Below are 26,453 nucleotides of genomic sequence, written 5' to 3'. Positions count from 1 at the left end.
CGGCGGCGCGACCGGACACTGGGCAAGATTGAGAAAAGCCCCGACCGCCGACAGGATGGACCCCATGACGAACGACGACGGCTGCTGGACACGGTGAGCTCGCCACCGCCTGGCTATCCGGCCGGCCCGCCACCTGCAGGGCCCACACCCAACGCCTTTCCGCCGGCATACGGCACGCCACCCGCCCACGGCGGTCCACCGCCCGGATACGGGGCGCAGCCCGCCTACGGGCCGCCTTCCGCCTACGGGCCGCCTTCCGGTTACGGCCCACCGCCCAGCTACGGCCCACCACCCGGTTACGGTCCCCCTTCCGGTTACGGCCCACCCCCCGGCTACGTTCCACCGCCCGGTTACGGCCCACCACCCGGCTACGGCCCACCCCCCGGCTATGGGCCGCAGTACGGATATGGGCCTCAGTACGGATCGCCCCAGCTGACCCCGGGTGCGATCAAACCCGGAATCATCCCGCTGCGACCGCTAAGCCTCAGCGACATCTTCAACGGCGCGGTCGGCTACATCCGCACCAACCCGAAGGCCACGTTGGGGTTAACCGCCATCGTCGTTGTGGTCATGCAGATCATTTCGCTGGTCGCGACCGTGGGGCCCATCGCCGCGTTCGGCGGGATCACCCGCGATCGATCGGCAGAAATGAATTGGGGAGTGGTCGGCGCGTGGTTCGGCTCGATGGGTGTCGGCGTGCTGGTCACCTGGCTGGGCAGCATGCTGCTGTCCGGAATGCTCACCGTCATTGTCGGGCGGGCGGTGTTCGGATCGTCGATCACGATCGGCGAGACGTGGGCCAAGATCCGTGGTCGGCTGCTCCCCTTGCTCGGCCTGGCGCTGCTGGAATTCGCCGTGGTGGCCGCCCTGTTCGGGCTCGCCGCCGTGATCGTCGCGTTGATCGCGGCGATCGGCAACGGGGCCGCGGCCGTGCTGATCGGTATCCCGATGTTCTTGGCCCTGATCGCGTTGATGGTGTACCTGTACATGGTCGTGCTGTTCGCGCCGGTGCTGATCGTGCTGGAGCGGCTGCCGGTCCTCAGCGCAATCACCAGATCCTTTGCGCTGCTTCGCAATGGTTTCTGGCGGGTGCTGGGCATCCGGGTGCTGACGTTCATTGTGGCCGGTGTCGTCTCCGGGGCGATCAGCGCACCGTTCAGCATCGTCGGGCAGGTGATGCTGGCCGGGATGCCGTCCACGGGACTGCTGCTCCTGGGCACCATGATCACGTCGATCGGATCGGCGATCGGCCAGATCATCACGGCTCCGTTCAACGCCGGCGTCATCGTGCTGCTCTACACCGACCGGCGCATCCGCGCCGAGGCATTCGACCTGGTTCTGCAATCCGGTGCGGCGAGCGGGCCGTACGCGGCTGCCTCGACCGACAACCTCTGGCTGACCCGGCCCCTGGCGGGCTGAGCGAGGACGACAGTGCCTTCTATCGACATCGACCGTGATGCCGCACACCAGGCCGCAGCCGACGAGCTCAGCAAGCCGATCTATACCAAGGCGTCCGCGACCCAGCAGCTCATGGATTGGATCAACGAGTTGCTGTACCGGCTGTTACAGAAGACCTCCTCGCTACCCGGCGGCTGGTTGACCACCGCGGTGCTGCTCACCCTGCTGGCCATCGCAATCGTGGTTGCCATTCACACCGCGCGACGCACCATGCGCAGCAGGCGCCGCGGTGACTATCAACTATTCGAAGCCGCTCAGCTGACTGCGGCACAGCATCGTGCGACGGCGGAACGCTATGCAGCGGAAGGGAATTGGACCGCCGCCATTCGTCACCGGTTGCGAGCCATCGCGCGCCAACTCGAAGAGACCGGGGTGCTGAACCCGGCGCCCGGGCGCACCGCCAACGAGCTGGCCCGAGACGCCGGCGAGGTGCTGCCTCACTTGACCGGCGAATTGTCGCAAGCGGCAACGGCGTTCAACGACGTCACGTACGGGGAGGTGCCGGGCACCCAGTCCGCATATCAGATGATCGCTGACCTCGACGACCATGTGCGGATGCGGGCGCCGACCACCCCAGCCACGGCCGGGCACTACACCCCGGTCGAATCATGGGCTCAGGTGCGGTGATGGCCACCACCGCAGCTCAATCCGCAATCGCGACCACCGGCCGTTGGCGGTCGTGGCGCGGCGTCGTCCTCGTATTGGTTGTGCTGGCGGCCATCGCCTGGCTCGGTGCCTACCTGACCGCGCCGCGACCAGGTGCCCGTCTGGACGCGGAGTCCACCGGAACCGACGGCGCCCACGCGTTGGTCACTCTGCTGCGCGACGGCGGTGTCGACGTTGTGGTGGCCGACAACCTCGCCGACGTCGAACACGCGGCCCGTCCCGACACGCAAATCCTGTTGGCGCAGAGCCAGTATCTGTCCGAAGACATGCTGGAGCGACTGGCCAAGGCACCCGGCGATCTGCTCCTGGTCGAACCTACGGCCCGAACCCGCGAAGCTCTGCTGCCCGGCGTGCGCATCTCGGGCGCCAGTTCCTTTGACAGCAATCCGGACTGCACGCTGCGCGAGGCGACTCGAGCCGGATCGGTTCGTTTCGGCCCCGCCGACACATTCGACGTCAAAGACACCCGGGTGATTACCCGCTGCTACGCCGGTGTTCTGATTCGTTTCCGGGACGACGGCCGAACCATCACCGCGGTCGGAAGCAGCGACTTCATGACCAATCAAGCCCTGACACAGGCCGGCAATGCCGCGCTGGCGATGAATCTCGCGGGCGACCGACCCCGCTTGATCTGGTACGCGCCTCATCACGTCGAAGGTGAAACAAGCTCCGCCACATCGATTTTCGACCTGATTCCGGACAACGTGAACTGGATCGTCGGGCAACTGTGCGTCGTCGTGCTGCTGGTCGCGCTGTGGAAGGCCCGCAGGCCCGGTCCGCTGGTTGCCGAGGACCTGCCCGTCGTGGTGCGCGCCTCGGAGACCGTGGAGGGCCGCGGCCGCCTGTACCGATCCCGGCGGGCACGCGATCGCGCCGCCGCCGCCCTGCGCACCGCGACACTGCAGCGGCTGCTGCCCAGGCTCGGCCTGGGTGCCGGCGCCCCGGCACAGGCGGTGGTGATGACCGTCGCCCAGCGCACCGGGATCGACGCGGGATTTGTCTCCTACCACCTGTTCGGACCGCCGCCGGGCACCGACAACGACTTGCTCCAACTCTCCCGTGCGCTCGACGAAATCGAAAGGCAGGTCACCCACTCGTGACACAGTCCCCTTCCGCCCCACAAGCTACCGCCCAATCCCCACTCGCGGACTCGGCGCGCGACGCACTGCTGGCGTTGCGCGGCGAACTCGCCAAGGCCGTCGTCGGACAGGAAGGGGTGATCAGTGGCCTGGTGATCGCGCTGCTGTGTCGCGGGCACGTGTTGCTGGAAGGTGTTCCGGGAGTAGCGAAGACACTGCTCGTGCGGGCGCTGTCCGCGGCCTTGCAACTGGAATTCAAGCGAGTGCAGTTCACCCCCGACCTGATGCCCGGTGATGTCACCGGATCGCTGGTGTACGACGCGCGCACCGCCGAGTTCGCGTTCCGGCCGGGCCCGGTGTTCACCAATCTGCTGCTGGCAGACGAGATCAACCGCACCCCGCCCAAGACGCAGGCCGCGCTACTCGAGGCCATGGAGGAACGGCAGGTTAGCGTGGACGGCGAATCGCGGCCGCTGCCAGACCCTTTCATCGTCGCCGCGACCCAGAACCCCATCGAATACGAGGGCACGTATCAGTTGCCGGAAGCGCAGCTCGACCGCTTCCTGCTCAAGCTGAATGTGACGCTGCCGTCTCGTGATTCCGAAATCGCCATCCTCGGCCGGCACGCGCACGGCTTCGACCCCCGCGATCTGTCCGCGATCAAACCGGTCGCCGGGCCCGCCGAGCTGGCTGCGGGACGGCAAGCGGTGCAACAGGTTCTGATCGCTGACGAGGTATTGGGATACATCGTCGACATCGTCGGAGCGACCCGCTCCTCCCCCGCCTTGCAACTGGGCGTGTCACCGCGTGGCGCGACGGCCCTGCTGGGCACCGCGCGCTCCTGGGCGTGGCTGTCCGGCCGAAACTACGTCACTCCCGACGACGTGAAGGCGATGGCCCGCCCGACGCTGCGGCACCGGGTGATGCTTCGCTCCGAAGCCGAACTCGAGGGCGCGACGCCGGACGGAGTGCTCGACGGCATCCTGGCATCGGTCCCGGTGCCGCGCTAGTGATTCTGACCGGGCGCACCGGCCTGGTGGCGCTGATCTGCATTATTCCGATCGCGCTCTCTCCTTGGCCGGCAAAGGTTTTCGAGGTGCTGCTGGCCGCGCTGGCGGTAGCCGTGGCTGTCGATATCGCACTCGCCGCGAGTACCCGCAAACTGCGTTATGTCCGTTCGCCGAACTCTTCGGTACGGCTTGGTCAACCGGTGGACATGACGCTGGAGATCCACAACGACGGCTCCCGCCGTTTCCGCGGCCAGATCCGCGATGCCTGGCCACCCAGCGCGCGCGCCGAACCGCGCATTCACGCGGTCAAGGTCGCCGCCGGGCAATTTCAGCATGTCCAGACGCACCTGCGACCCGTCCGCCGGGGCGACCAGCGCGCGGCGGTGGTCACCGCCCGGTCGATCGGGCCGCTGGGATTGGCCGGACGGCAGAGTTCGCAGCCGGTGCCCGGTCAGGTCCGGGTACTGCCGCCGTTCTTGTCGCGCAAGCACCTGCCGTCGCGACTGGCCAAACTGCGCGAGATCGACGGACTGCTGCCGACGCTGATCCGCGGCCAGGGAACCGAATTCGACTCGCTACGTGAGTATGTCGTCGGCGACGATGTGCGGTCCATCGACTGGCGCGCTTCGGCGCGGCGCTCCGACGTCATGGTCCGCACCTGGCGGCCCGAACGCGACCGGCGGGTGGTGATCGTGCTGGACACCGGGCGCATGGCGGCGGGCCGCGTCGGCGTAGATCCGACCGCGTCCGACCCCGCGGGCTGGCCCCGGCTGGACTGGTCGATGGACGCCGCGCTGTTGCTGGCGGCGCTCGCATCGCGGGCCGGCGATCATGTCGACTTCCTCGCTCATGACCGGTTGACTCGGGCCGGCGTGTTCGGTGCATCGCGTACCGAGTTGCTCGCCCAGCTGGTCGAGGCGATGGCCCCGCTGCAGCCCACTCTCATCGAATCCGATTGGCGTGCAATGGTTGCCGCGATCGCTAGGCGTACCCGGCGGCGATCGCTGGTGGTGTTGTTGACCGACCTCAACGCCACCGCCCTGGACGAGGGACTGCTGCCGGTGCTACCGCAGCTGTCGTCCAAGCACCATCTGCTGGTCGCCGCGGTCTCCGATCCCCGGGTGGACGAAATGGCGACCGGGCGTTCGGATGCGGCGGCGGTCTACGACGCGGCGGCCGCCGAACGGTCCCGCAACGACCGCCGTGCGATCGCGACCCGCCTGCGCCAAAGCGGGGTGGAAGTCGTCGACGCGCCACCCGACGAATTGGCGCCCGCGCTGGCCGACCGCTACTTGGCGATGAAAGCGACAGGGCGGCTGTAAGTTTCAGGCGGCGGGAATCACGTCGGGCGCATCGTCGATATCGCCGGTCTCGCCGGCCTTCACCGCACGGCGCCCGAAGTAGATGATGTAGGTCAGGAACGCCGCCTCGGCGAGGACCCCGATAGCGACACGGATGAACGTCGGCAAGGGGGACGGCGTCACCATCGCTTCGATCAGCCCAGACACCAGCAGCACGCCGACGAGCCCAATCGCTACCGACACGACGGCCCGGCCCTGCTCGGCGAGCACCTGCCCGCGGGGCCGATCGCCGGGTGATATCACCGACCATCCCAGGCGCATCCCCGCTGCCCCGGACAGAAACACCGCGGTCAGCTCCAGCAGCCCGTGCGGGAGCAGCAAACCCAACAGGATGCCGCCCTTACCGGCCGCAAACATCAGCCCCGCGATCAAACCCAGGTTGGCGGCATTTTGGAACAGCACGAACGGAATCGGTAGGCCCAGTAACACCGAAAACGCGATGCACTGGGCAGATACCCAGGAGTTGTTCACCCAGACGTGCAGAGCGAACGCCGCGGCAGGGTGTTCGCTGTAGTACTCGGCGATGTCGTGGTTGACCAAATGGTCGATGTCGCTGGGTGTTCCGACGGCGGCCTGCACATCGGGATTGTTCGCCACCCAGACCGCGATGATCACCACGACGCCGAAGAAGGCGACCGCGGTGGCCAACCACCACCGCCAGGCACGGTATGCGGTCACCGGGAAGGACACCGTCCAGAACCTGGTGAACGTGCTGGTCAGTGGCGCATGGGCACCGGTGACCGCGGAACGGGCGCGCGCGATCAGGCTGGACAGTCGACCGATCATCAGCGAATCCGAGGACGCCGACCGCAGCATTGACAGATGGGTGGACACTCGCTGGTAAAGCTCGACGAGTTCATCGACCTCCGCGCCCGTCAGCGACCTGCGCCGCTTGATCAACTGGTCAAGCCGGTCCCAGGTGGGGCGATGGGTCAGCACGAATGCGTCGACGTCCACCTTGGCAGCCTAATCGGTTTTTCGGGGTCACCGACCACAGCCGGTCGCACCCGGCGAACCTGTACCGTTCGGTGTTATGTCGGAGGTGGTGACCGGGGACGCCGTGGTGCTGGACGTGCAGATCGCCCAGCTGCCGGTGCGAGCCCTGAGCGCGCTGATCGACATCACGGTGATCTTCCTCTTGTACTTCGTCGGACTGATGCTCTGGGCGGCGACGCTGACGCAATTCGACAGCGCGCTCAGCGGTGCCATCCTGATCATCTTCACGGTGCTGGTGATCGTCGGCTATCCGATGGCATTCGAAACGGCCACCCGGGGACGTTCGGTAGGCAAGATCATCATGGGCTTGCGCGTGGTGTCCGACGACGGCGGCCCAGAACGCTTCCGGCAGGCCCTTTTTCGCGCGTTGGCAGCGGTGGTAGAGATCTGGATGCTCGCCGGGAGCCCGGCCGTGATCTGCAGCATTTTCTCGTCGAAGGCCAAGCGCGTCGGGGACATCTTCGCCGGCACGGTCGTCGTCAGTGAACGCGGGCCACGATTGGGGCCGCCCCCGATGATGCCTCCGTCGCTGGCGTGGTGGGCGTCGTCGCTGCAGTTGTCGAATCTCGATGCCGGCCAGGCCGAAGTCGCGCGCCAATTCCTCTCCCGCGCACACCAACTCGATCCTGCGCTGCGCATGCAGATGTCATACCGAATCGCCGGCGATGTGGTCTCCCGGATCGCGCCGCCGCCGCCGCCCGGCACTGCGCCCGAGCAGATCCTGGCCGCCGTCCTGGCCGAACGCCACCGTCGCGAGCTGGCGCGGTTGCGCACGGCAATGCCACCGGGCCCACCACCGGGACCCTGGACTGCCGGGCCGCAATTCCACACTGCGCCCGGGTGGCCCGCCGCACCGCCGGCAGCCATGCCGCAGCCGGCACCCGTCCCGTGGCCACAGCCGACAGCACCGCAGGCGATGCCTCCCCAGCAGGAACGGCAAACGGGCGGCTTCGCGCCGCCGCGCTAGTCACCTCGCGACTAGCGCGCGACAGAGGCCGCCATCAGCGCCACATCGGCGACCAATAACGCCCAGCCGAACAGCGGCACCACGATGCCGCCGCGGCGTTTGGCCGTGAAAAACGTGATCAGGATGACGACGAACGCCACCAGCGGCGGCCCATAAAAGGCCAGGCCGAAATCAATCCCGCCGCCCTGGTTGGGGCAGCTGCGGCCGGTGCATCCGTCGGTACTCATCACGGCGCCGAGCGCGAAGAGCATGACGATCGCCGCGGCGGGCACCGTCGACAGCGCCAAACCCCAGTTCACCCACGGCCACACGGGTCGGTCCTGGCCGCCGTCGTGGCGCCCCGGTGCCGTGCGATGCGTGTCGCTGAACGTCGGGTTCTCTGCGTTCATCCCGAAGTCCGTACCCGTCGCCCACCCGGGACAAACGAAACCTTGCACGGAGTCTTTTCCGCAGGTCAGAGTTGCAAAAAGCCGATTCAAACGGGTTCTGCCCGAATCCGCCGTTGCATCGCGATCGTTTCCGATATATCGTGATATTCCGAAGCGCACAGACGGTGCGCTACCCCCGAGAACATTGAGGACTACACAATGAGCAACCCATTCACTCCCCCCGACGTGCCATTCCCGGGTCATCCCGGCGCTGGATTCGGCTTCGGCCCCGGTCACGGCCGTGAGCAGCGCCGTGCGTTACACGGCGCACGGCGACAGGCCCGGCGGGAATTCTTCGAAAACCTCCGCGACCAGGCCGGCGATCCGGGCTTCGGCCCCGGTTTCGGCCCGGGCTTCGGCCCCGGCTTCGGGCCCGGTTTTGGCCCCGGGTTCGGTTTCGGCCCCGGCGGACGACGCGGCGGCTGGCGGCGCGGCGGCCACAACCGCGGCAAACGAGGTGACGTGCGGGCAGCCATCCTGGCACTGCTCGCCGAGCGGCCGATGCACGGCTACGAGATGATCCAGCAGATCGCCGAACGCAGCAATGGAATCTGGAAGCCCAGCCCCGGCTCGGTGTACCCGACGCTGCAACTGCTCGACGACGAGGGCCTGATCACCGCGAGCCAAACCGACGGCAGCAAGAAGCTTTTCGAGCTGACCGAAGCAGGGCGCACGGCCGCCGAGAAGGTCGAGACCCCGCCGTGGGACGAGATCGCCGAAGGCGCCGACCCCGGCCAGATGAACCTGCGGTCGGCCATCGGCCAGCTGTTCGGGGCGGTCGCGCAATCCGCGCACACCGCCACCGCCGAACAGCAGCAGCGCATCATCGAGATTCTGAACAATGCGCGCCGTGAGGTCTACGGCATCCTCGGCGAGGACTGACCGTTGCGCTGGGAAGTGCCCGTCGGCCCCCGCCGGCGGGCACTTCGCTACGAGACGTCGACCCAATCCAGCGTGCGCTGCACCGCCTTACGCCAGCCCGCATATCCCTGCGCGCGCTGATCGTCGTCCCAGGCCGGCGTCCACCGCTTGTCTTCCTGCCAGTTGGCCCGCAGGTCGGACGGGTCGGCCCAGAACCCGACCGCCAACCCGGCCGCATACGCGGCACCCAACGCGGTGGTCTCGGCGACCACTGGCCGCACCACGTCCACGCCCAGCACGTCGGCCTGGATCTGCATGCACAGCTCGTTGCCGGTGATGCCGCCGTCGACCTTCAGCACCTCAAGGCGCACACCGGAATCCGCTGCCATCGCGTCCACCACGTCGCGGCTCTGGTAGCAGATCGCCTCGAGTGTCGCGCGGGCCAGATGGGCGTTGGTGTTGTACCGCGACAGCCCGACGATCACACCGCGCGCATCGGAACGCCAATACGGGGCGAACAATCCGGAGAACGCCGGGACGAAATACACCCCGCCATTGTCGGGAACCTCGCGGGCCAGCCATTCGCTTTGCGCGGCACCACTGATAATGCCGAGCTGATCGCGCAGCCACTGCACCGCCGAGCCGGTGACCGCGATCGAGCCCTCCAGCGCGTAGACGGGTTTGGCGTCCCCAAACTGGTAACAGACCGTGGTCAGCAGCCCGTTGTCGGAGCGCACGATGGTCTCGCCGGTATTGAGCAGCAGGAAATTGCCGGTACCGTAGGTGTTTTTGGCTTCACCCGCGGACAGACACACCTGTCCGACCATCGCGGCGTGCTGGTCACCCAGCACGCCGGTGATCGGTACCTCGGCGGCGAGCGGCCCATCGGTGGACGTGACGCCGTAGGGCTGCGTGGGTGACGACGACGCGATCGCCGGCAGCATCGCGCGCGGAATCGAGAAGAACGACAACAGCTCGTCATCCCAGTCCAGCGTTTCCAGGTCCATCAGCATGGTCCGGCTGGCATTGGTCACGTCGGTGACGTGCACCCCGCCCCGCACACCGCCGGTCAGATTCCACAACACCCAGGTGTCCGGGGTGCCGAACAGGGCGTCACCGTTTTCTGCCGCCGCGCGCACGCCGTCGACGTTCTCCAGGATCCACTGCAGCTTCCCGCCGGAGAAATAGGTGGCCGGCGGCAGGCCGGCCTTGCGGCGGATCACGTCGCCGCGCCCGTCGCGCTCCAGCGCCGACGCGATCCGGTCGGTACGGGTGTCCTGCCAGACGATCGCGTTGTAATACGGCCGGCCGGTACGCCGATTCCACACCAGAGTCGTCTCGCGCTGGTTTGTAATCCCCAGCGCGGCAATGTCTTTCGTCGAGAACTTCGAGGTATTGAGCACCGACATCAATACCGAGGCGGTACGTTCCCAGATCTCGATCGGATTGTGCTCGACCCAGCCGGCCTGCGGCAGGATCTGCTCGTGCTCGAGCTGATGACGTGCGACCTCGGCGCCGTCGTGATCGAAAATCATGCAGCGGGTACTGGTGGTGCCTTGATCGATAGCTGCGACGAACTCGGCCACCTGTCTCCTTCGTCGTGAACTGCGACACGTTCCTGCCATCGTCCATGATGGTGGACCGGCCCACCAGATCTGCAGCTAACCGACTCGATTCGCGATGAGTAGGGGCACCCGCGCCGGCGCAATCCGCCGCTGAGGAGTCCGGTGGCCCTTGCGCTACCGCCGGTAACCCTGTTCCATCGGCGATGTGGGCGACGAGGTCAAGCGCACCACGTACGACCGCGCACATGCGCGGGAGTACCGGCGCAAGGTGCAGCTGTGTCTCGACGTCTTCGAGACGATGCTCGCCCAGTCGCGCTTCGACTCCGACCGTCCGCTGACCGGCATGGAGATCGAATGCAATCTCGTCGATGCTGACTATCAGCCCGCGATGTCGAATCGGCCGGTGCTCGATGCCATCGCAGATCCGGCCTACCAGAAGGAATTAGGCGCCTACAACATCGAATTCAACGTGCCTCCCCGCTCGCTGCCGGGACACACCGGATTGGACCTGGAGGCGGAGGTGCGAGCCAGCCTCAACGAGGCGCAGACCAAGGCCGGCGCGCAGCACACCCGCATCGTGATGATCGGCATCCTGCCGACGCTGATGCCCGAGCATCTGTCCCGCGACGGTTGGATGAGCGATTCGAAACGGTACGCCGCGCTCAACGACTCGATCTTCAATGCGCGCGGTGAGGACATTCCGATACATATTTCCGGTCCGGAGCCGCTGAGTTGGGAATCGGTGACCATCGCTCCCGAATCCGCTTGCACCAGCATGCAATTGCACTTGCAGGTGGCTCCCGACGACTTCGCCCCGAACTGGAACGCGGCGCAAGTGATAGCCGGCCCGCAGCTGGCGCTGGGCGCTAACTCGCCCTACTTCTTCGGTCATCAGCTGTGGTCGGAGACCCGTATCGAGGTGTTCGCGCAGTCCACCGACACCCGGCCCGAGGAACTCAAGACTCAAGGGGTACGGCCGCGAGTGTGGTTCGGTGAGCGCTGGATCGGCTCGATCCTCGAGCTGTTCAAAGAGAACATCCGTTACTTTCCGTCCCTGCTGCCCGAGCTGTCCGACGAGGACCCGGCCGCCGAGCTGGCCGCCGGCCGCATCCCGCACCTTCCCGAACTTCGCCTGCACAACGGCACCGTGTACCGGTGGAACCGGCCGGTGTACGACGTGGTCGACGGGCGCCCACACCTGCGGCTGGAGAATCGGGTGTTGCCGGCCGGGCCCACCGTCATCGACATGCTGGCCAACTCCGCGTTCTTCTACGGCACGCTGCGCACCTTGTCCGAGGAGGAGAACCCGCTGTGGACGAAGATGAGTTTCACTGCGGCGCATCACAATTTTCTCGAAGCGGCCCGCCATGGGATGGACACCGTGTTGCATTGGCCCGGGCTCGGTGAGGTAGCGGCGACCACGTTGGTACTCGACACGCTGCTACCGATCGCCGACGAAGGACTGCGCCGGTGGGGGGTGGACGCCGAGGTGCGCGATCGTTTTCTCGGTGTCATCGAGGGACGGGCCAAGGCCGGCCGCAACGGCGCCAGCTGGCAGGTGGCAACGGTGCGCGCGCTGCAGGACTCCGGCATGACCCGGCGCGCGGCGCTGGCCGAGATGCTGCGTCGGTATTGCGACCACATGCACGCCAACGAACCGGTCCACACCTGGCCCTGCTAACCGCGGGTAGGTTGGATTCATGGCAACCGACGACGTCATGAACTGGGACAGCGCCTATCGGGAGCAGGGCCAGTTCGCGGGGCCTCCGCCGTGGAATATCGGTGAGCCACAGCCTGAATTGGCCGCATTGATCGCGGCCGGGAAGTTCCACAGCGACGTGCTGGACGCCGGTTGCGGCGTCGCAGAGCTGTCGTTGACGCTGGCCGCCCAGGGCTACACGGTGGTGGGCATCGACCTCACACCTACCGCTGTCGCGACGGCCACCAAGGCGGCCGAGGAACGCGGCCTGCGCACCGCCAGCTTCGTCCAGGCCGACATCACTTCGTTCACCGACTACCCGCCCGGTTCCGAGGGCCGGTTCGCGACAATCGCCGACAGCACGCTGTTCCACTCGCTGCCGGTTGAGAATCGCGACGACTACCTGCGTTCGGTGCACCGTGCGGCCGCCCCTGGCGCCAACTATTACGTGCTGGTGTTCGCCAAGGGCGCCTTCCCTGCCGAGATGGACGAGAAGCCCAACGAAGTGGACGAGGACGAGTTGCGCGCCGCGGTGAGCAGGTACTGGGAGATCGACGAGATTCGGCCCGCCTACATCCACGCGAACATGCACGCCATGGCCGACGCGCCGTTCCAGTTCCCGCCGCACGACCGCGACGAAAAGGGACGGATGAAGCTTCCCGCTTATCTGCTGACGGCGCACAAGGCGGGCTGATTCAGCTCACGGCCCCATAATGGCCAGGCCCCAGTCCAGGTGGCCCTGCCATACGCTGGCGATCCGCCCGCCCTGCACCGCGGGTTTCGGATCACCGATTGGACCGCCGGCTGCACGAATCGCGGTGACGGTGGCGTCCAGGTCGGGCGACCATAGCGCGAGCCCGATCAGCGCCGGCTCGCCGGCCGCGGCAACCACCTCGATGAAGCCTTCGCCGACACGGTAGAACGCCATCTCGGGACCTTGGGCACCCCGCGGGTGAAATCGTCGACGCGGCGGCGCACCGAGCACCGCGGTGAGAGCGGTGATGGCAGCCTCCAATTCGCGCACCGTGTAGACGATGTGGTCGACGTGAGTGACACCGCAAGGGTGCACCGCGCCGGTCACCGGCGGGCGGACCGCCGTCGGCACCCCGAGGGCGTCGGGCTGCGCGCGGATTTCGTCGAATCCCCAGCCGCGCTCGACCGTCAGCGCACAGCCCACCCGTCCGATGCGGATCGTGTCGTCATCGACAACGAACCCCAGTGCACTCCAAGCACTTTCGTCACCAGGTACGCCGAGCCAGGTCAGGGTGGACATCGCGGTTTCAGTCACGTCGCCGTTGCGGCGGTCGCGGCGATCAGCGCTTCGGCGAAGCTTTCCAGATCGTCGACGGTGGTGTCGGCGTGCGGCGAGATCCGCAGCCGCGGCGCGGTCATCTCCAGTGGCGCCCGCTGCACACCGGCGAAGGTGGTCAGGATTCGCCGCTCGGCGAGCAGCCATTCCCGCACCGCTTGCGGGTCGGCGCCGTCGACCGGAGCCAAAGTAGTGATGGCGCTTGGCTCTTCGACCTCCTCGATCACCGCCCACCCCGGTACGTCGGCCAGCGTCGTGCGGCTGATGCCGCCGAGTTCGGCCAGGCGCGCGCGCACCGCATCGGGTCCGAACGCCAGATACTCACCCAGCGCCACCGAAACACCCACTCGCGCAGCAATATTGGCTTCGCCGAACTCGAGCTGCTGGGCCACCGAGAACGACTCAGACCACTCCGGCGCGGCCAGTCGGGGATGCAGCCGCTGCATCAGGTCGGGCTCCACCGCCAGGAAACCCACCCCGCGCGGACCCGCGATCCATTTGCGCGACGAGGAGTAGGTGACGTCGGCGCCGACCGCGCAGTCGACCTGGCCCAGCGCCTGGGCGGCGTCGAAGACCAGCGGCAGCCCCAACTCGCGGCACAATTTCGCGATCATCGAAATCGGTTGCACGACACCGCTATGGCTGGCGACCGGGGTCAGGTGGACGAAATCGGGCGGGTCGTCGTCGAGGACATAGGCCGCGTCGTCGAGCGCGAGGCGACCATCCTCGAGGGCCGGCAACAACTGCCGGTCGAATCCGTGGGCAGCCATCACGGCGAGGTTGGGACCGTATTCGCCCGGCAGGCAGGCCAGCCTCCGGCGCTCGGCGGGCCAGCTGCCCAGCAGCAGATCCAGCGCATGCAGCGATCCCGTGGTGTAGACCACCTCGGCGTCGGTCATCCCGGCCAGCGCGGCGAACGCGGCACGCCCGGCGTCGAGCGTCGGCACCGCGGCCTGTGCCGCGACATATCCACCGACCTCCGACTCGTGGCGGGCATGCTGCGCGGCGGCGTCGATGGCCGAGTAACTCTGGCGCGAGCAGGCCGCACTGTCCAGGTGTAAACCGGCTACCGGCGGGCGGGCCTCCCGCCATCGGTCGGCCAGCGACCCGCCATCGCTCACTTGACTGCTAACGACAACCCGAAATCGCCTGCGGCGTCGGTCCACCAGCGGACGCGACGCAGTCCCGCGCCGGCCAATTCGGCGCTCACGCCACCCGGGTGGAACTTGCTCGACACCTCGGTCAGCATCTCCTCGCCGGCGGTGAACTCGACGGTCAGGTCGAGGGCGCCGACCCGGACCGTCTGCGCCCGATCGGTCCGCAGCCACATTTCGATGCGCTCCTCGTCGGCGTTCCAGCGCGCCACGTGCCGGAAGGCCTCGATGTCGAAATCGGCGTCGAGTTCGCGGTTGACGACCTCGAGCACATTGCGATTGAACCGCGCCGTCACGCCGGCGGAATCGTCGTAGGCGCGCAACAATCGACCGATGTCCTTGACCAGGTCGGTGCCCAGCAGCAGGGTGTCGTCGGGCTGCATCACGTCGGCCAGGGACTTGAGGAATTCCGCACGCGGGCCGGGCGTGAGGTTGCCGATCGTCGACCCGAGAAACACGAACAGGCGCCGACCGCCGCGCGGAATCTCGCCCAGGTGCTCCTCGAAATCGCCGCAGACAGCTTTGATTTCGACGCCCGCATACTCTTGCTGGATGGCGGCCGCTGCCGTCGACAAGATCGTCGAGTCGACGTCGAACGGTACGAAACGGCGCAGCGATCCGCGGCCGTGTAGCGCGTCCAGCAGCAGGCGAGTCTTCTCCGAGGTGCCACTGCCGAGTTCGACCAGGGTGTCGGCCGCGCTGGCCGAGGCGATCTCGGCGGCCCGGCCGCGCAGGATCTCCGCCTCGGCCCGAGTCGGATAATACTCCGGCAAGCGGGTGATCTGGTCGAACAGATCGCTACCCACCGAGTCGTAAAACCACTTGGGCGGCAAGCTCTTCGGCGTGCGCTGCAGTCCGTCGAGCGCGTCGCGACGCAATGCGTGGTACGCCGAGTCGGCGGCGAGATGGTTGGACAACGTCAGTGTCATCAAAATCCTTTCGGCTCGTCCAGCGGGGTCATCATTACGCCTTTAGCGCTCACTTCGACAAGGTGGTGGTCGGGTACGTCCTCCCATTCGGAGTCGTCGTTGTAGGGCTCGCTGGCCAGCACCACTCCGTCGTCGCGGCGCAGGATGGACAGGGTGTCACCCCAGGCGGTAGCCAGCAGGCGAGACCCGTTGGCGGCCAAGATGTTCAGCCGGGCATTGGGATCGAGAGACCCGATCTGCGCGATGGTCTCGCCGAGCACCTCAAGCCCCAGCGAGAATATGGTCGCCGCCAATATCGCACTGTCGCAGACGGATTCGGCCGTCGCTGTCAAAGGCAGGACGCCGCGATCGACGACACCGTTGTGCGACAGCAGCCACTGTCCGTCGGTGAACGGCGCCGTCGCGCTGACGTCCAGCGGCATGCCGACGGTCGCCGAGCGCACTGCGGCCACCACGCAGCCGCTGCGCAGCGCGGGCGCGACCGATTCCAGCGACGTGTCACCCCACAATGGCGCGGTGCTGCGCCAGCGCCGCGGCACACCGCCCTCTGGAAGGCCTCCGGAAGAACGATCGAAAAACCCGACGCCCCAACCGTCGGCGTTCATCAGGCCGTGCTTCTGCCGGCGCGGGGAATACGACTGCACGCGCAGGCCGAACGGCGGATCGAGAATCAGCGAGGAGACGCTGACGTCGGCGCCGAGCCAGCCGAGGTGACGACACATCAGGCGCAGTCCCCCGCGTCGGGAACATCCCAGGCCAGGCGGACACCGGAGAAGATCTGACGACGGATCGGGTGGTCCCAATTGCGGAAACTGGGCCGCAGGATGGCGGATTCGACGGCCCACGATCCGCCGCGCAGAATCCGGTAGTCGCCGTCGAAGAACGGCTGGGAGTAGCGGTCGTAGATCATCGGGACAAAACCGGGCCAGGGCCGCAACGGTGAACTGGTCCACTCCCAGACGTCACCCAGCATCTGCTCGACGCCATAGGCCGACGCGCCGGCGGGGTATGCGCCGACCGGGGCCGGCCGCAGCGCGGTGCCGCCCAGGTTGGCGAATTCGGGCGACGGGTCCTGCGCTCCCCAGGGGTAGCGACGCCGGGACTCGGTGACGGGGTCCCACGCGCAGGCCTTCTCCCATTCCATTTCGGTGGGCAGCCGCGCGCCGGCCCAGGCCGCGTATGCCTCGGCCTCGAAGTAGGTGACGTGCTGCACGGGTTCGTCGGGCGGAATGTCTTCGATGTAGCCGAAGCGGGTGCGGGTGCGACCGTCGGTGCCCCAGAATTGCGGCGCGGTCAGGCCCGCGCCGCAGCGATGATCCCAACCGCGACCGGACCACCAGCGCCGGTCCCGGTAGCCGCCGTCGTCGATGAACTGCTGCCATTCGCCGTTGGTCACCGGAACCCGGCCGATGCGGAACGCCGGCAGATCGACGACGTGGGCGGGGCGCTCGTTGTCCAGCGAGAACGGCTCGCTGGTGGCGTCCACGCCCAGCACGAACGGGCCACCGGGCACCAGCACCGACGTCCCGGCCAGGCCCGTCCTGCCGCCGGGCAAGTTGGCGGGGTCGCGCAGCAGCGCGGCGCCGGTGCGCAGGTTCAACGCCTGCAGCATCGTTTCGTCGTGCTGGCTTTCGTGGCTGACCACCATCGCGTAGACGAAGGCCGCGCGGTCTCCGGCGGGGTCGTCCGGCAATGCGTCCAGCGCATCCAGGGCGGCGGAACGCACTGTGCGGCAATATGATCGGGCTTGGTCGGGAGATAGCAGCGGCAAATCGACGCGACTGGCGCGGGAGTGTTCGAAGGCGTCGTAGAGACCTTCGACCGACGGATCCAGTATCCCCGGGCGACTCGGGTCACCGCCGCGCAGCAGCCACAGTTCCTCCTGCTGACCGATGTGCGCGAGGTCCCACACCAGCGGGCTCATCAACGGGTCGTACTGGCGACGCAATTCGGCGTCGTCGAAATCGACCAGCCGCAACGTACGCGTGCGCGCCCGCTCCAGATCGTCGGCGATGCGTTCCCGCGGAGTCACAAGCCCCCTTGCGCCAACTGCGACACGGTGGCCGCGATGCCGTGGTCGATTACCTGGTCGGAGAAGTCGTCGCCGGGACATCGCCCCCGCTCCACGGCGCGGATCAGCTGTTCCATCGCGTCGGTGAGCTCGGGCGGCGACTTCGCGGCGGCGATCGCCACACAGGAGGTGGCGGCCTCGTGCAAACGCCGGTCACTCAGGCCGAGCCGGGCAGCGTTGTCCCACGCGGTGGCCACGGGTTCGACCGCCGCGGCGGCGGCGTCGGCCGCGACCGGGTCGTCGAGCAGTGCGGCCAGAGTGAACGCGATCGCGGGCCAGTGGGCGTCCGGAGCGCTGTCGAGGTAGCGGATTTCCAGCCATTGCCTGGGACGCACCGGCGGGAACAGCGTGGTCAGGTGATAGTCGAGATCGGCGAGGGTGGGCCGGCGATCGCACAGCCGCGCCGAGCCGTCCGCCCAATCTGCGAAGGACACGTAGTGGGTGAGCGCTCGGAAGTCCGGGACCTCCGGGTTGTGCACCATCATCACCGGCGCCTTCAGGGCGTAGCGCGCCCAGTCGGTGCCGGGGTCGTCACCGCTGGCGCCCAGGATGGGCCCGCAGCGCGCGGAGTCCATCTGGCCCCACACCCACTGCCGGGTGGACACCCAACCGGAGAAGTCGCCGCCCAGCATCGGCGAGTTGGCGGCGATCGCGATCATCGTGGGGCCCAGCGCGTGCGCCAACCGGACCCGCGCCGCCCAGCCTGCCTGCGGGCCGGCGTCCAGGTTGATCTGGACCGAGGCCGTCGACGTCATCATCGCCGCGCCCGCCTCGGCGGAATTGCTCGCGGCGAAGAACTCCTCCATCGCGCGATAACGCGCGCCCGGGTTGACCCGCCCGGGTGCCCGCAGCGGGTCGGCACCCAGAAAGACCAGTCCCAGCCCGTCATTGGCGAAGGCCTTGCGCAGCACGGCCTGGTCGTTGCTCATCGCTTTGATGGCGCCGGCGACGCCGTCCTCAGGCGGCCCGGACAGTTCGACCGCGCCACCGGGCTCCACTGTCACCGCACTGCCGCCAGGCAGTGGCGGTAGCTGGTCGATGACCTCGGTGATCTCGTCCCAGCTCGGCCGCCGGTAGGGATCGACCGGGTCGATGCAATGCGCTTCCATCTCCAGCCCGACGCGCCCCAGCGGGCCGTCGATCAAGCAGCCATCGGCGATGTACTGGGCGGCTTCCTCGGAACTGGTCAATTCGGAGTCGGCCGGGCGGGCGGCATCTAGCTGCGAGGCCGCGACGGTGATAGCGGCGAGCGTCATATCACGATCCCTCCGGGCCCGACCACGCCGGAACATCACCGGGCCGAGCGCCACGTTGGGCAGCTATCCGAACGATAGCCGCCGTCTCTTCATCTTCCAGATCGCCCCGACATATTCCCGTTCCCGCAGGTTCTGGCCGCACGGCTTACACGCATACCCACTTCACCGCTTATTGCCCCAGCGCGTTTTGCATCGCCCCGGCCAGCACATTGACCGCGGGCCCCGCGTTGCCAGACTGGCAAACCTTCGCCTGCAGCACCACGTTTTCACGCAGCCGGGTTTGATTGAAGCAGCGACGATCGGTGCCCGCTTCTTGCTTGGTCCAGTTCGCATCGGTCGCGGTGGCGGGTGCGCCGGCAAATGACCACACCTGCGTCTGCCCGTTATCCAGGTGCATCGTGGTGGTCTGGCCGGAGCAGCCCCCGGTGCGGTCGATCAGCCGATGGAATGCCCGGTCCGCGGCATCGTTGGTGGCGAACACGCCGACGGCCTGCTTGACGAGATGCGTCTGATCGTTGGCCGACGTCTGCGACGTGGCGCCGTTGAAGGACGCCAGGTCGGGATCGTTGTACACGTCGGGCAGTCCGATGTCGGCCCAGTTGTTGCAGTCGGCCAAGTCGACGAAGAAGCCCTGGACCGGTGCGGTGAACACCGCTTCCCACCCCATCGGCCCGCCGACGATGTTGCCCACCGACCCTTTGCCCAGGACCGCATACGACACCACCCCGGGATCGGATGGATGGGCCGTCGCGATGGGCACGCCCCAAGCGGCCCCCCAGCCCAGACCGACGCCTACCGCCACGGCGGAGATCCGCATCATGAATCTCGATCATGCCAGGGCGACGGCCCGTGCCGAACAGGGCGCCTGACGGCGAACGTCGAGCTGCTGCGGCAAGCGCGACAACTCGACGTTCGACGACAGAACTATTGAGCCCGAACGCCCTCCTCGACCTTTTTGCCGAGATCGGGGTCGACGTTGCGCCAGTACTCGAAGACCCGGGACAGCACCGGCTCTTTGACACCCTTGGATACGTGCCCAATGATGTTGTGGGCCAAGCGGTCTCGGGCCTCATCGTCGAGAACCTCACGCACCATGGTGCCGGCCTGTCCGAAATCGTCGTCCTCGGCGCGCAGTGTGTAGGCGGCGCGGATCATCTCGCCGTCCGCCTGCCAACGCACCTCGGCAGCGCGCTGCGGGTCCGCGTGCGGGCCGCCGTAGGAGTTGGGCGCATACACCGGATCCGACACGTTCTTTATCCGCATCGCCCCGTCTTTGGAATAGCTGTTGACCTCGACCTTCGGCTCGTTGACCGGGATCTGCCGGTAGTTGGCCCCCAACCGGGCGCGATGCGCGTCGGAGTAGGAGAAGCCGCGGGCCTGCAGCATCTTGTCCGGACTGAGACCGGTGCCGGGCACGGTGTTGTTGGGCTCGAACGCGGCCTGCTCGATCTCGGTGTGGTAGTCGGTGACGTTGCGGTTCAACGTCATCTTGCCGACGTCGATCAGCGGGTAGTCGCCGTGCGGCCATACCTTCGTCAGGTCGAACGGGTTGAACCGGTAGGTCTTGGCCTCCTCGTACGGCATGATCTGCATCTTCAGCGTCCAGCTCGGGAAGTTGCCGCTCTCGATCGAGTCGTAGAGGTCCCGCTGGTGGTAATCGCCGTCCGCACCGGCCAATTGGTCGGCGTCCTCTTGGGTCAGGAACTCGATGCCCTGATCGGTGATGAAGTGATACTTCACCCAGAAGATTTCACCGCCGGCGTTGATCCAGCTGTAGGTGTGGCTGCTGTAGCCGTTCATATTGCGCCACGTCTTGGGGATTCCCCGGTCGCCCATCAACCAGGTCACCTGGTGCGCGGATTCCGGCGACAGGCTCCAGAAGTCCCATTGCATGTTGTGGTCACGCAAATTAGTTGCCTGCATCCGCTTTTGGGAACGGATAAAGTGCTGGAACTTCATCGGGTCGCGCATGAAGAACACGGGCGTGTTGTTGCCGACCATGTCGAAATTGCCCTCGGTCGTGTAGAACTTCAGCGCGAAGCCGCGCGGGTCGCGCCAGGTGTCTGGGCTGCCGCGTTCGCCGGCCACCGTCGAAAACCTGGCCAGCATCTCGGTTTTGGTGCCGGGCTGGAACACCGCGGCCCGGGTGTACTGGCTGACGTCGTTGGTCACCGCGAAATGACCGAAGGCGCCACCACCCTTGGCGTGCGGTTGACGCTCCGGGATGCGTTCCCGATTGAACTGCGCCATCTGCTCGATCAGGTAGTGGTCCTGCAGCAGGATCGGACCGTCGGGACCGACCGTCAACGACTGGTCGTCACTGGGCGCGGCAATGCCCGCATCGGTCGTGGTGAAGCGCTCCGTCATCTCGCCATCTCCTCGCTAACTGGACTGAATCCGAGGGCCGTGCGACGTGTACCCATCCAGTGTGAACCCGAATCGGTGGCAAGCGCGTTCAGGGCATGAAACGGCCCGGCATCCCTTCGTGGGACGCCGGGCCGTTTTGCGAGATCGGTGCTAGGGACGCGGCGCGGGGGCACTGGTCGCGGGAGCGGGCGCGGCCGGAGCACTCGGGCCGGCGCCGGGGCCGCCGGGACCGCCCGGGCCGTATCCCGGAGGCGGACCGTACTGGTAGGGCGGCATCATTCCGGGACCGCCTGGGCCGCCGTACTGCCACGGTCCGGGGCCGCCCGGGCCGCCGGGCTTCCACATCTGACCGTGGTGGTGGCGGCAGTGGTGGTGGTATCCGAAGATCATGGCGCCGGAGAAGAAGACGACCGACAAGATGAAGACGATCCCCGCCACGATCACCACCCACGCCGCGGCCGTATAGACCTTGGGTGGCTTGACCAGATGCGGCGGTGGGGGCGCGGCCGTGTCGACGGCCGCCGGCTGTATCCCGCGTTCAGGTGTTTCACTCATGCCTTGAATAGTGCCCCTGAATGCAACTGCTGCAACAGATTCCGGTGAAAGAGTTGCTGTGAATTAATCCGAATGCGATCAGCGAGCGCAAGGCGGCGAAACCACTGGTAGCCCGGCGCTCTGGTGAGCGCCGGGCTAGTGCGTGTGAATTGGTGGCCCCCCGGAGTCCTCCTATTACCCCGTGAGCATCTGAATGGTTGTGGTGTGGGCTACGGCGTGCGAGACGGCGCGACCGAGGACGGAACCTGGCTGGGCCCCGGAGCGCCGGGGGTCACGGCCGCGGGCCCACCCGGCTGCTGGTTCGCACCGGGCCAACCCGGACCGCCGGGGCCACCCGGACCGCCGAATCGGTGGGGATGCACCATCGCGTGGTGCTTGTGGTGGTGGCCGTGGCCGTGGTGCCCGGTCGACTTACCGAGCAGGAAGCCGGTGAAGAAGATGACCGCGATAATGAACACGGTCCCGGCGGCGATGGCGACGTAAGCCGCCGCTTGGAAGACCCTGGGGGTCCGGTGGACGACGACCGGCTCGGCGGGCGCCGGCGCCGTTGCGGTCGAGGACCGCACAGTGGGGGTGTCAGATGTTTCACTCATGAGACAAATGATGCGGGGGTAAACAATGGTTCTGGCTATGCGCTACTTATGTAGCAGCTGTGAGCCGAAACCCCTGCTCAGCGGGTGAAACCGCCGGCATTCGCGCGGGCGGTTCGGCTCACCAGAGCCGGCTGAGAAGGCGTTGTTTCTGCTCGTTGAACTCCTCGTCGGTCAACAGCCCCGAGCCGCGCAGGTCACCGAGTTTGCCCAGGAGCTCGGCGAATTCACGCACGTCGGAGGCGATACCGCTGATCTGGCCGGTCGCGGCGGACGGGGCCGGCGGGCGTGGCCGAGCAGCCGTTCCGACCGGCTCACGGCGAGCCGGGCTCACCGTGCCGTTGATCGCCTGGCCGGCGATGCTTGCCAGGGTCATCTCACCGAACACCGCAGCGGGGCCGGCGAAGGCTGCCGGCACGGCGCCCAGGCCGGTCGCCGGCAACGCCAGCGTGGCCAGCCGGAGCTGCGATGCCGCGGTGGTCCAGCCGGGCGGCACCGATAACGCCCCGATCGTGGCCGCCTGTCCCAACCCTGCTGAGGCCGCCGATCCCGCCTGGCCGACGGTCCCCAACTGATCGAACCTGCCCATGATCCGCGTCTCGGCACCCGAGATTTGACGGGTGAGCGCATCCTGGTCGTCGGCGATTTCACGGCCGGCGGCCTCGATCTCGGTATCGGCTTTCGCCGCGTCGGCCCATGCCCCGGACGCGGTGCCCAACTCACTCGTCGCGACACCCAGGCTCGCGGGCTCGAAGAACGTCGAGGGCGATATCAGGTCCAGGCTCTGCAGCGCGTCGAAGATTCCCGACGCGGGTGAAACCGCGTCGGCCGCGGAGGTCGGGGAGGAAGCGAGCGCCTGCAGCGTCGTGGGCACGTCCGAGCTCAATTGCGCCAGCGCCGTATGGGTCTCGCTCGACGCCGACGTGGCCGTGGCCCGCGCGAGCGCGGCTGCTTGGTCGCTGGAGCCGCCGGGGCGGGTACTTTGCGGCGACAGGGTGAACGGAGTCAGCGTTGTCGCGGACGCCGACAGCCCGGCATAGCTGTACATCACCGCGGCGTCCTGTGCCCACATCTCGGCGTAGCCGGTCTCGGTGACGGCGATCGCCGTGGTGTTCTGCCCGAAAAGGTTCGTCGCCACCAGCGCCCTGCGTGTGCTGCGGTTTGCCGCGATCACCGGCGGAGGTACCACCGCCGCAAACGCCACCTCATATGCGGCCGCAGCCGCTTTGGCCTGAGTGGCCGCCTGCTCGGCCTGGCCGGCGGCGCTGCGCATCCACGCCACATAGGGAGCAGCAGCGGCCGCCATCGACGTGGATGCCAGACCCAGCCAGGGCCCGGCGATCAGCCCGGCGATCACCGATGTGTAACCCGCTGCCGCCATGTGCAACTCAGCGGCCAGCTCGTCCCAGGCCGCCGCAGCGGCCAGCATCGAGCCCGCTCCAGGGCCGGCATACAACTGGCCGGAGTTGAATTCCGGTGGAAGTGTTGCGAAATCCATTGCTGCACAACCTCCTAGATCATGTGGACGGCCGTACGGCCCTCTTCGCTGTATTAGTGCACAACAGGCACTAGTCCGCAGATCTCACAAAGGCTCCGAGGCGCCCGGCCCGTTCCAGCCGGCCCAGGCAACGCCTGCGGCGCACCACGGTTTCGGGCGAGCTTCAGCGCGCGATTACCGAGCGTTCACCTCAGTCTTATTAGACACACGTTAGGGTGCCGAGCAAATCACCGCTCTTAGCTCCAAAAAGGGATAAGACATGGACTTTGGTTTGCTGCCGCCGGAGGTCAACTCGGAACTGATGTACACCGGGCCCGGCTCGGGGCCGATGCTGGCGGCGGCGGCGAACTGGGAGGCGGTGGCCGCCCAGCTGGAGTCCGCCGCCGCCGGCTACTCATCGGAGATCGCCGCGCTGAACGGGCGGTGGTTGGGCCCCTCGTCGATGCGGATGGCCGCCGCGGCGACTCGCCAAGTGACGTGGCTACACGTCAGTGCCGCGCAGGCTGCCCAGACCGCCGCCCGGGCGTACGCCGCGGCAGCCGCCTACGAGGCCGCGTTCGGTATGACGGTGCCCCCGCCGGTCGTCGTGGAGAACCGGATGCGGCTGATGATGCTGGTCGCGACGAACTTCTTCGGGCAGAACACCCCGGCGATCGCGGCGACCGAAGCGCAGTACATGCAGATGTGGATCCAGGACGCCACGGCCATGTACGGCTACGCCACCGCGTCCGAAACCGCCGGCGCCCTGGAAGCTTTCGCCGAACCGTCGCAGACCACCGACCCGAATGGCCAGGCGGACCAGGCCAACGCGGTCGCACGGGCCGCCGCCGACGGCACCAGCGGCCGCGCCCAATCCGCGATCCAACTCGCTTCGTCGCAGGCGACTCAGCTCGGCTCGACCAACGTCCCTGTCGGCGACACCGTGACCGCCCCGGCCGGCAGCACCGTGACCCTGGACCCCGGCTCTGTCGCTTACATCAGCAGCGGCAGTGTGACCGCCACGCCCGGCACCGCCGTCGCCAGCGAATCCTCGATCATCCTCAACGCCGGCAGCAGCATCCTCCTCAACTTCAATAGTGGCGCCGTCACGCCGGACGGCGTCGTCTACCCAGTGGGTGCCACGGTGACCGCCGGCGCCAATCCCGTCACGCTCGCCCCGGTCGCCGCGGGTGACGCAGTCGAAGGCACGGTTGTCAGCGGCTCGGTAACCGTCCCTGGTAATGCCTCAGCGCTCAGTGTCGTCGGGGCCGTTGGCAATACCGCCGCCACCGTCACGGTCGACGCCGGTGGTGCCACCATCACCAACCTGCAAGGCGTGGTTTCCATCACCACCACCCCGATCGCCAGCGCCTCTTCGAGCAGCGTCGGCGCGGCGCCCGCGGCGGCGGCCACGCCGGGCCTGGCCGGGACGGCCGGCATCCAACCGCAGTTCAACCCGATGGGACTCGCGGAATGGGTCCGGGGCCTCTCCGGTGCCGACCTGGCCGCCGGTCTCGCCGAGGCGGCCGGCTGAGGGCCTATTCGGGTTTGAACGGGTTCACCGCGAACTGAATCACCCGATACGGCGCGGACACCCGCGCGCGGGTGTCCCACTGGCTGACGAAGATTCGCAGCTCGTCGAGCGTGGAACCGGGCGAAATGTAGCCGCCATATGGTTGCGCGAGCCGGTTGTCGGTCGGCGGCGGCAGGCTCTCCGCCGGCTCGGGCCATTCGTCGTGCTGCACGACCGTGGTCACCGGCGCGGTGCCCAGCGATGTCGGATCGTTGGCCACCCGGACCTCCATGTTGCCGTTGCTGGCATTGAAGTAGGACAGCACTGTCTTGCCCTCGACCTGCCGGACGGACAACTCGCCCACCTGGTCGGGCCACAACGGCGTGGGGACCTTGTTCCAGCCGCCGCCGGGGCCGGCGGCCCAGCCCTGCCATCGTGACCGGTCCGTAAAGTTCTGCGGCGCAACCCGATACAGCACCACCGGTTGACTGCGAGTGAAACTGTTAGCCACAACGTAGACCCATCCGCTCGGCGAATCGCCGGTCGGGATCGGGTCGTAGTAGCCGCTGATCTGCGTCTGCGAACCACCCTGATAGGTGGCCTCGCGCTTCGACCCGGCTACTGTCTGCCATCCTCCGCGCGCCGCTTCGGCCACCACCAGCCGAGAGTTCTGCGGCTTGAGATCCTTTGTCGTGGTGACCATTAGGTAGTTACGCCGGTTGATCTGCACGACTCCGGCGGGCAGTTGCGAATCCCCCGACGGCGTGGGGTCGGCCAACAGCGGCTTGGTGGTTCCGGTGACGCCGGTGTAGCGCACCCCGGCGGGGTCGTCGACCGACGACGTGTCCACATGCAGCGCGATCGGCGCGTACCAGCCGCCGAACCCCACGCCCTGCCCGGCGAAGCTATCGCCGCAGACCTGCAGCAGTTCGGTCGGAAACTCCAGGAATTCGCAGAGATCGGTGGCGCCGACGCCGTAATCGCCTGTGGGAGTGCCGGTTCCGGCCGTCGGACCGATGCGCAACACCTGGCCGGGCGCCAGTGGCTGCACGATCGGCTGCGGGACAGGCGCCGGAGGGTCGGCCCGTGCGATCGAAACAGCTTGCGGCCCAAGTAAACACAGCGCAGTGAGCAGCGAGGCC

The 26,453-nt window shown here is 67.4% G+C and carries 25 protein-coding genes; 10 read left to right on the top strand and 15 right to left on the bottom strand.

Annotated elements, in window-relative coordinates; translation table 11 throughout:
- Positions 1-81: 81 nt before the first annotated feature.
- The 5 genes from AAHS21_RS08515 to AAHS21_RS08495 are packed head-to-tail and all read left to right on the top strand — an operon-like array spanning position 82 to position 5,535.
- On the top strand, positions 82-1,419 hold the full coding sequence (locus AAHS21_RS08515) for a hypothetical protein (protein WP_342927498.1): 1,338 nt from the start codon (positions 82-84) through the stop codon (positions 1,417-1,419).
- A 12-nt stretch (positions 1,420-1,431) separates the two neighbouring features.
- Positions 1,432-2,085, top strand: coding sequence for a DUF4129 domain-containing protein (locus AAHS21_RS08510; RefSeq protein ID WP_342927248.1), 654 nt, complete (start codon positions 1,432-1,434; stop codon positions 2,083-2,085).
- Positions 2,085-3,224 (top strand): DUF4350 domain-containing protein, encoded by a 1,140-nt coding sequence (locus AAHS21_RS08505; RefSeq protein WP_342927247.1) that lies wholly within the window; start codon positions 2,085-2,087, stop codon positions 3,222-3,224. Before AAHS21_RS08510 ends, AAHS21_RS08505 begins: the two co-directional genes overlap by 1 nt.
- The gene (locus tag AAHS21_RS08500; protein ID WP_342927246.1) at positions 3,221-4,213 is read left to right on the top strand and encodes a MoxR family ATPase; all 993 of its coding nucleotides are present in this window, start codon (positions 3,221-3,223) and stop codon (positions 4,211-4,213) included. Before AAHS21_RS08505 ends, AAHS21_RS08500 begins: the two co-directional genes overlap by 4 nt.
- Positions 4,213-5,535: a DUF58 domain-containing protein gene (locus AAHS21_RS08495; protein ID WP_342927245.1), complete on the top strand. Its 1,323-nt coding sequence runs from the start codon at positions 4,213-4,215 to the stop codon at positions 5,533-5,535. The genes AAHS21_RS08500 and AAHS21_RS08495 overlap by 1 nt, the downstream gene beginning before the upstream one ends.
- Positions 5,536-5,538: 3 nt before the next feature.
- Here AAHS21_RS08495 and AAHS21_RS08490 read toward each other — a convergent pair whose 3' ends face one another.
- Positions 5,539-6,531, bottom strand: a complete 993-nt coding sequence (locus AAHS21_RS08490) for a stage II sporulation protein M (protein WP_342927244.1) — start codon at positions 6,529-6,531, stop codon at positions 5,539-5,541.
- Between the two features lie 76 nt (positions 6,532-6,607).
- Here AAHS21_RS08490 and AAHS21_RS08485 point away from each other — a divergent pair, with 76 nt between their 5' ends.
- Positions 6,608-7,537 (top strand): RDD family protein, encoded by a 930-nt coding sequence (locus AAHS21_RS08485; protein WP_342927243.1) that lies wholly within the window; start codon positions 6,608-6,610, stop codon positions 7,535-7,537.
- 11 nt (positions 7,538-7,548) lie between these two features.
- Here the strand turns inward: AAHS21_RS08485 and AAHS21_RS08480 are convergent, their stop codons facing one another.
- The gene (locus AAHS21_RS08480) at positions 7,549-7,926 is read right to left on the bottom strand and encodes a hypothetical protein (protein ID WP_342927242.1); all 378 of its coding nucleotides are present in this window, start codon (positions 7,924-7,926) and stop codon (positions 7,549-7,551) included.
- 198 nt (positions 7,927-8,124) lie between these two features.
- On the opposite strand from AAHS21_RS08480, the gene AAHS21_RS08475 reads away from it, so the two are divergent.
- Positions 8,125-8,847: a PadR family transcriptional regulator gene (locus AAHS21_RS08475; RefSeq protein ID WP_342927241.1), complete on the top strand. Its 723-nt coding sequence runs from the start codon at positions 8,125-8,127 to the stop codon at positions 8,845-8,847.
- A 47-nt stretch (positions 8,848-8,894) separates the two neighbouring features.
- On the opposite strand, the gene glpK is transcribed toward AAHS21_RS08475, so the two are convergent.
- Complete coding sequence (gene glpK / locus AAHS21_RS08470) at positions 8,895-10,451, bottom strand: glycerol kinase GlpK (RefSeq protein ID WP_342927240.1); 1,557 nt, start codon at positions 10,449-10,451, stop codon at positions 8,895-8,897.
- 145 nt (positions 10,452-10,596) lie between these two features.
- On the opposite strand from glpK, the gene AAHS21_RS08465 reads away from it, so the two are divergent.
- Together AAHS21_RS08465 and AAHS21_RS08460 are read left to right on the top strand one after the other, a co-directional pair.
- The gene (locus tag AAHS21_RS08465) at positions 10,597-12,072 is read left to right on the top strand and encodes a glutamate--cysteine ligase (RefSeq protein ID WP_342927239.1); all 1,476 of its coding nucleotides are present in this window, start codon (positions 10,597-10,599) and stop codon (positions 12,070-12,072) included.
- 19 nt (positions 12,073-12,091) lie between these two features.
- Positions 12,092-12,784 carry a class I SAM-dependent methyltransferase gene (locus tag AAHS21_RS08460; protein ID WP_342927238.1) on the top strand — a complete coding sequence of 231 codons (693 nt, stop codon included), beginning with the start codon at positions 12,092-12,094 and terminating at the stop codon, positions 12,782-12,784.
- A 6-nt stretch (positions 12,785-12,790) separates the two neighbouring features.
- Here AAHS21_RS08460 and AAHS21_RS08455 read toward each other — a convergent pair whose 3' ends face one another.
- The 11 genes from AAHS21_RS08455 to AAHS21_RS08405 all read right to left on the bottom strand — a co-directional run bounded on the left by AAHS21_RS08455 (position 12,791) and on the right by AAHS21_RS08405 (position 23,819).
- A complete protein-coding gene (locus AAHS21_RS08455) occupies positions 12,791-13,378 on the bottom strand; it encodes a VOC family protein (RefSeq protein WP_342927237.1) in 588 nt (195 codons plus the stop codon).
- Positions 13,375-14,520: an ergothioneine biosynthesis PLP-dependent enzyme EgtE gene (gene egtE / locus AAHS21_RS08450; RefSeq protein WP_342927236.1), complete on the bottom strand. Its 1,146-nt coding sequence runs from the start codon at positions 14,518-14,520 to the stop codon at positions 13,375-13,377. Before egtE ends, AAHS21_RS08455 begins: the two co-directional genes overlap by 4 nt.
- Positions 14,517-15,482, bottom strand: coding sequence for an L-histidine N(alpha)-methyltransferase (gene egtD / locus AAHS21_RS08445; RefSeq protein ID WP_342927235.1), 966 nt, complete (start codon positions 15,480-15,482; stop codon positions 14,517-14,519). Before egtD ends, egtE begins: the two co-directional genes overlap by 4 nt.
- Positions 15,482-16,204 (bottom strand): ergothioneine biosynthesis protein EgtC, encoded by a 723-nt coding sequence (gene egtC / locus AAHS21_RS08440; RefSeq protein ID WP_342927234.1) that lies wholly within the window; start codon positions 16,202-16,204, stop codon positions 15,482-15,484. The genes egtD and egtC overlap by 1 nt, the downstream gene beginning before the upstream one ends.
- Positions 16,204-17,514 (bottom strand): ergothioneine biosynthesis protein EgtB, encoded by a 1,311-nt coding sequence (gene egtB / locus AAHS21_RS08435; protein WP_342927233.1) that lies wholly within the window; start codon positions 17,512-17,514, stop codon positions 16,204-16,206. Before egtB ends, egtC begins: the two co-directional genes overlap by 1 nt.
- A complete protein-coding gene (gene egtA / locus AAHS21_RS08430; RefSeq protein WP_342927232.1) occupies positions 17,511-18,809 on the bottom strand; it encodes an ergothioneine biosynthesis glutamate--cysteine ligase EgtA in 1,299 nt (432 codons plus the stop codon). The genes egtB and egtA overlap by 4 nt, the downstream gene beginning before the upstream one ends.
- A gap of 169 nt (positions 18,810-18,978) precedes the next feature.
- Positions 18,979-19,626, bottom strand: coding sequence for a sensor domain-containing protein (locus AAHS21_RS08425; protein ID WP_342927497.1), 648 nt, complete (start codon positions 19,624-19,626; stop codon positions 18,979-18,981).
- A gap of 107 nt (positions 19,627-19,733) precedes the next feature.
- Positions 19,734-21,176 carry a catalase gene (locus AAHS21_RS08420; protein WP_342927231.1) on the bottom strand — a complete coding sequence of 481 codons (1,443 nt, stop codon included), beginning with the start codon at positions 21,174-21,176 and terminating at the stop codon, positions 19,734-19,736.
- Positions 21,177-21,326: 150 nt separating this feature from the next.
- Complete coding sequence (locus AAHS21_RS08415; RefSeq protein WP_342927230.1) at positions 21,327-21,731, bottom strand: hypothetical protein; 405 nt, start codon at positions 21,729-21,731, stop codon at positions 21,327-21,329.
- 209 nt (positions 21,732-21,940) lie between these two features.
- Positions 21,941-22,324, bottom strand: coding sequence for a hypothetical protein (locus AAHS21_RS08410; RefSeq protein WP_342927229.1), 384 nt, complete (start codon positions 22,322-22,324; stop codon positions 21,941-21,943).
- A 118-nt stretch (positions 22,325-22,442) separates the two neighbouring features.
- The gene (locus tag AAHS21_RS08405; RefSeq protein WP_342927228.1) at positions 22,443-23,819 is read right to left on the bottom strand and encodes a PPE domain-containing protein; all 1,377 of its coding nucleotides are present in this window, start codon (positions 23,817-23,819) and stop codon (positions 22,443-22,445) included.
- Positions 23,820-24,078: 259 nt separating this feature from the next.
- Between AAHS21_RS08405 and AAHS21_RS08400 the strand changes: the two genes are divergently transcribed.
- Positions 24,079-25,332 (top strand): PPE family protein, encoded by a 1,254-nt coding sequence (locus AAHS21_RS08400; RefSeq protein WP_342927227.1) that lies wholly within the window; start codon positions 24,079-24,081, stop codon positions 25,330-25,332.
- Positions 25,333-25,336: 4 nt separating this feature from the next.
- Here the strand turns inward: AAHS21_RS08400 and AAHS21_RS08395 are convergent, their stop codons facing one another.
- Positions 25,337-26,446, bottom strand: a complete 1,110-nt coding sequence (locus AAHS21_RS08395) for a DUF4185 domain-containing protein (protein WP_342927496.1) — start codon at positions 26,444-26,446, stop codon at positions 25,337-25,339.
- Between the last annotated feature and the right edge of the window lie 7 nt (positions 26,447-26,453).

Origin of the sequence: Mycobacterium sp. 050272, assembly GCF_039023525.1 — a bacterium.
Classification (GTDB): domain Bacteria; phylum Actinomycetota; class Actinomycetes; order Mycobacteriales; family Mycobacteriaceae; genus Mycobacterium.
Note: the sequence above shows the minus strand (reverse complement) of the source record. Positions and strands in the feature narration are given on the sequence as shown.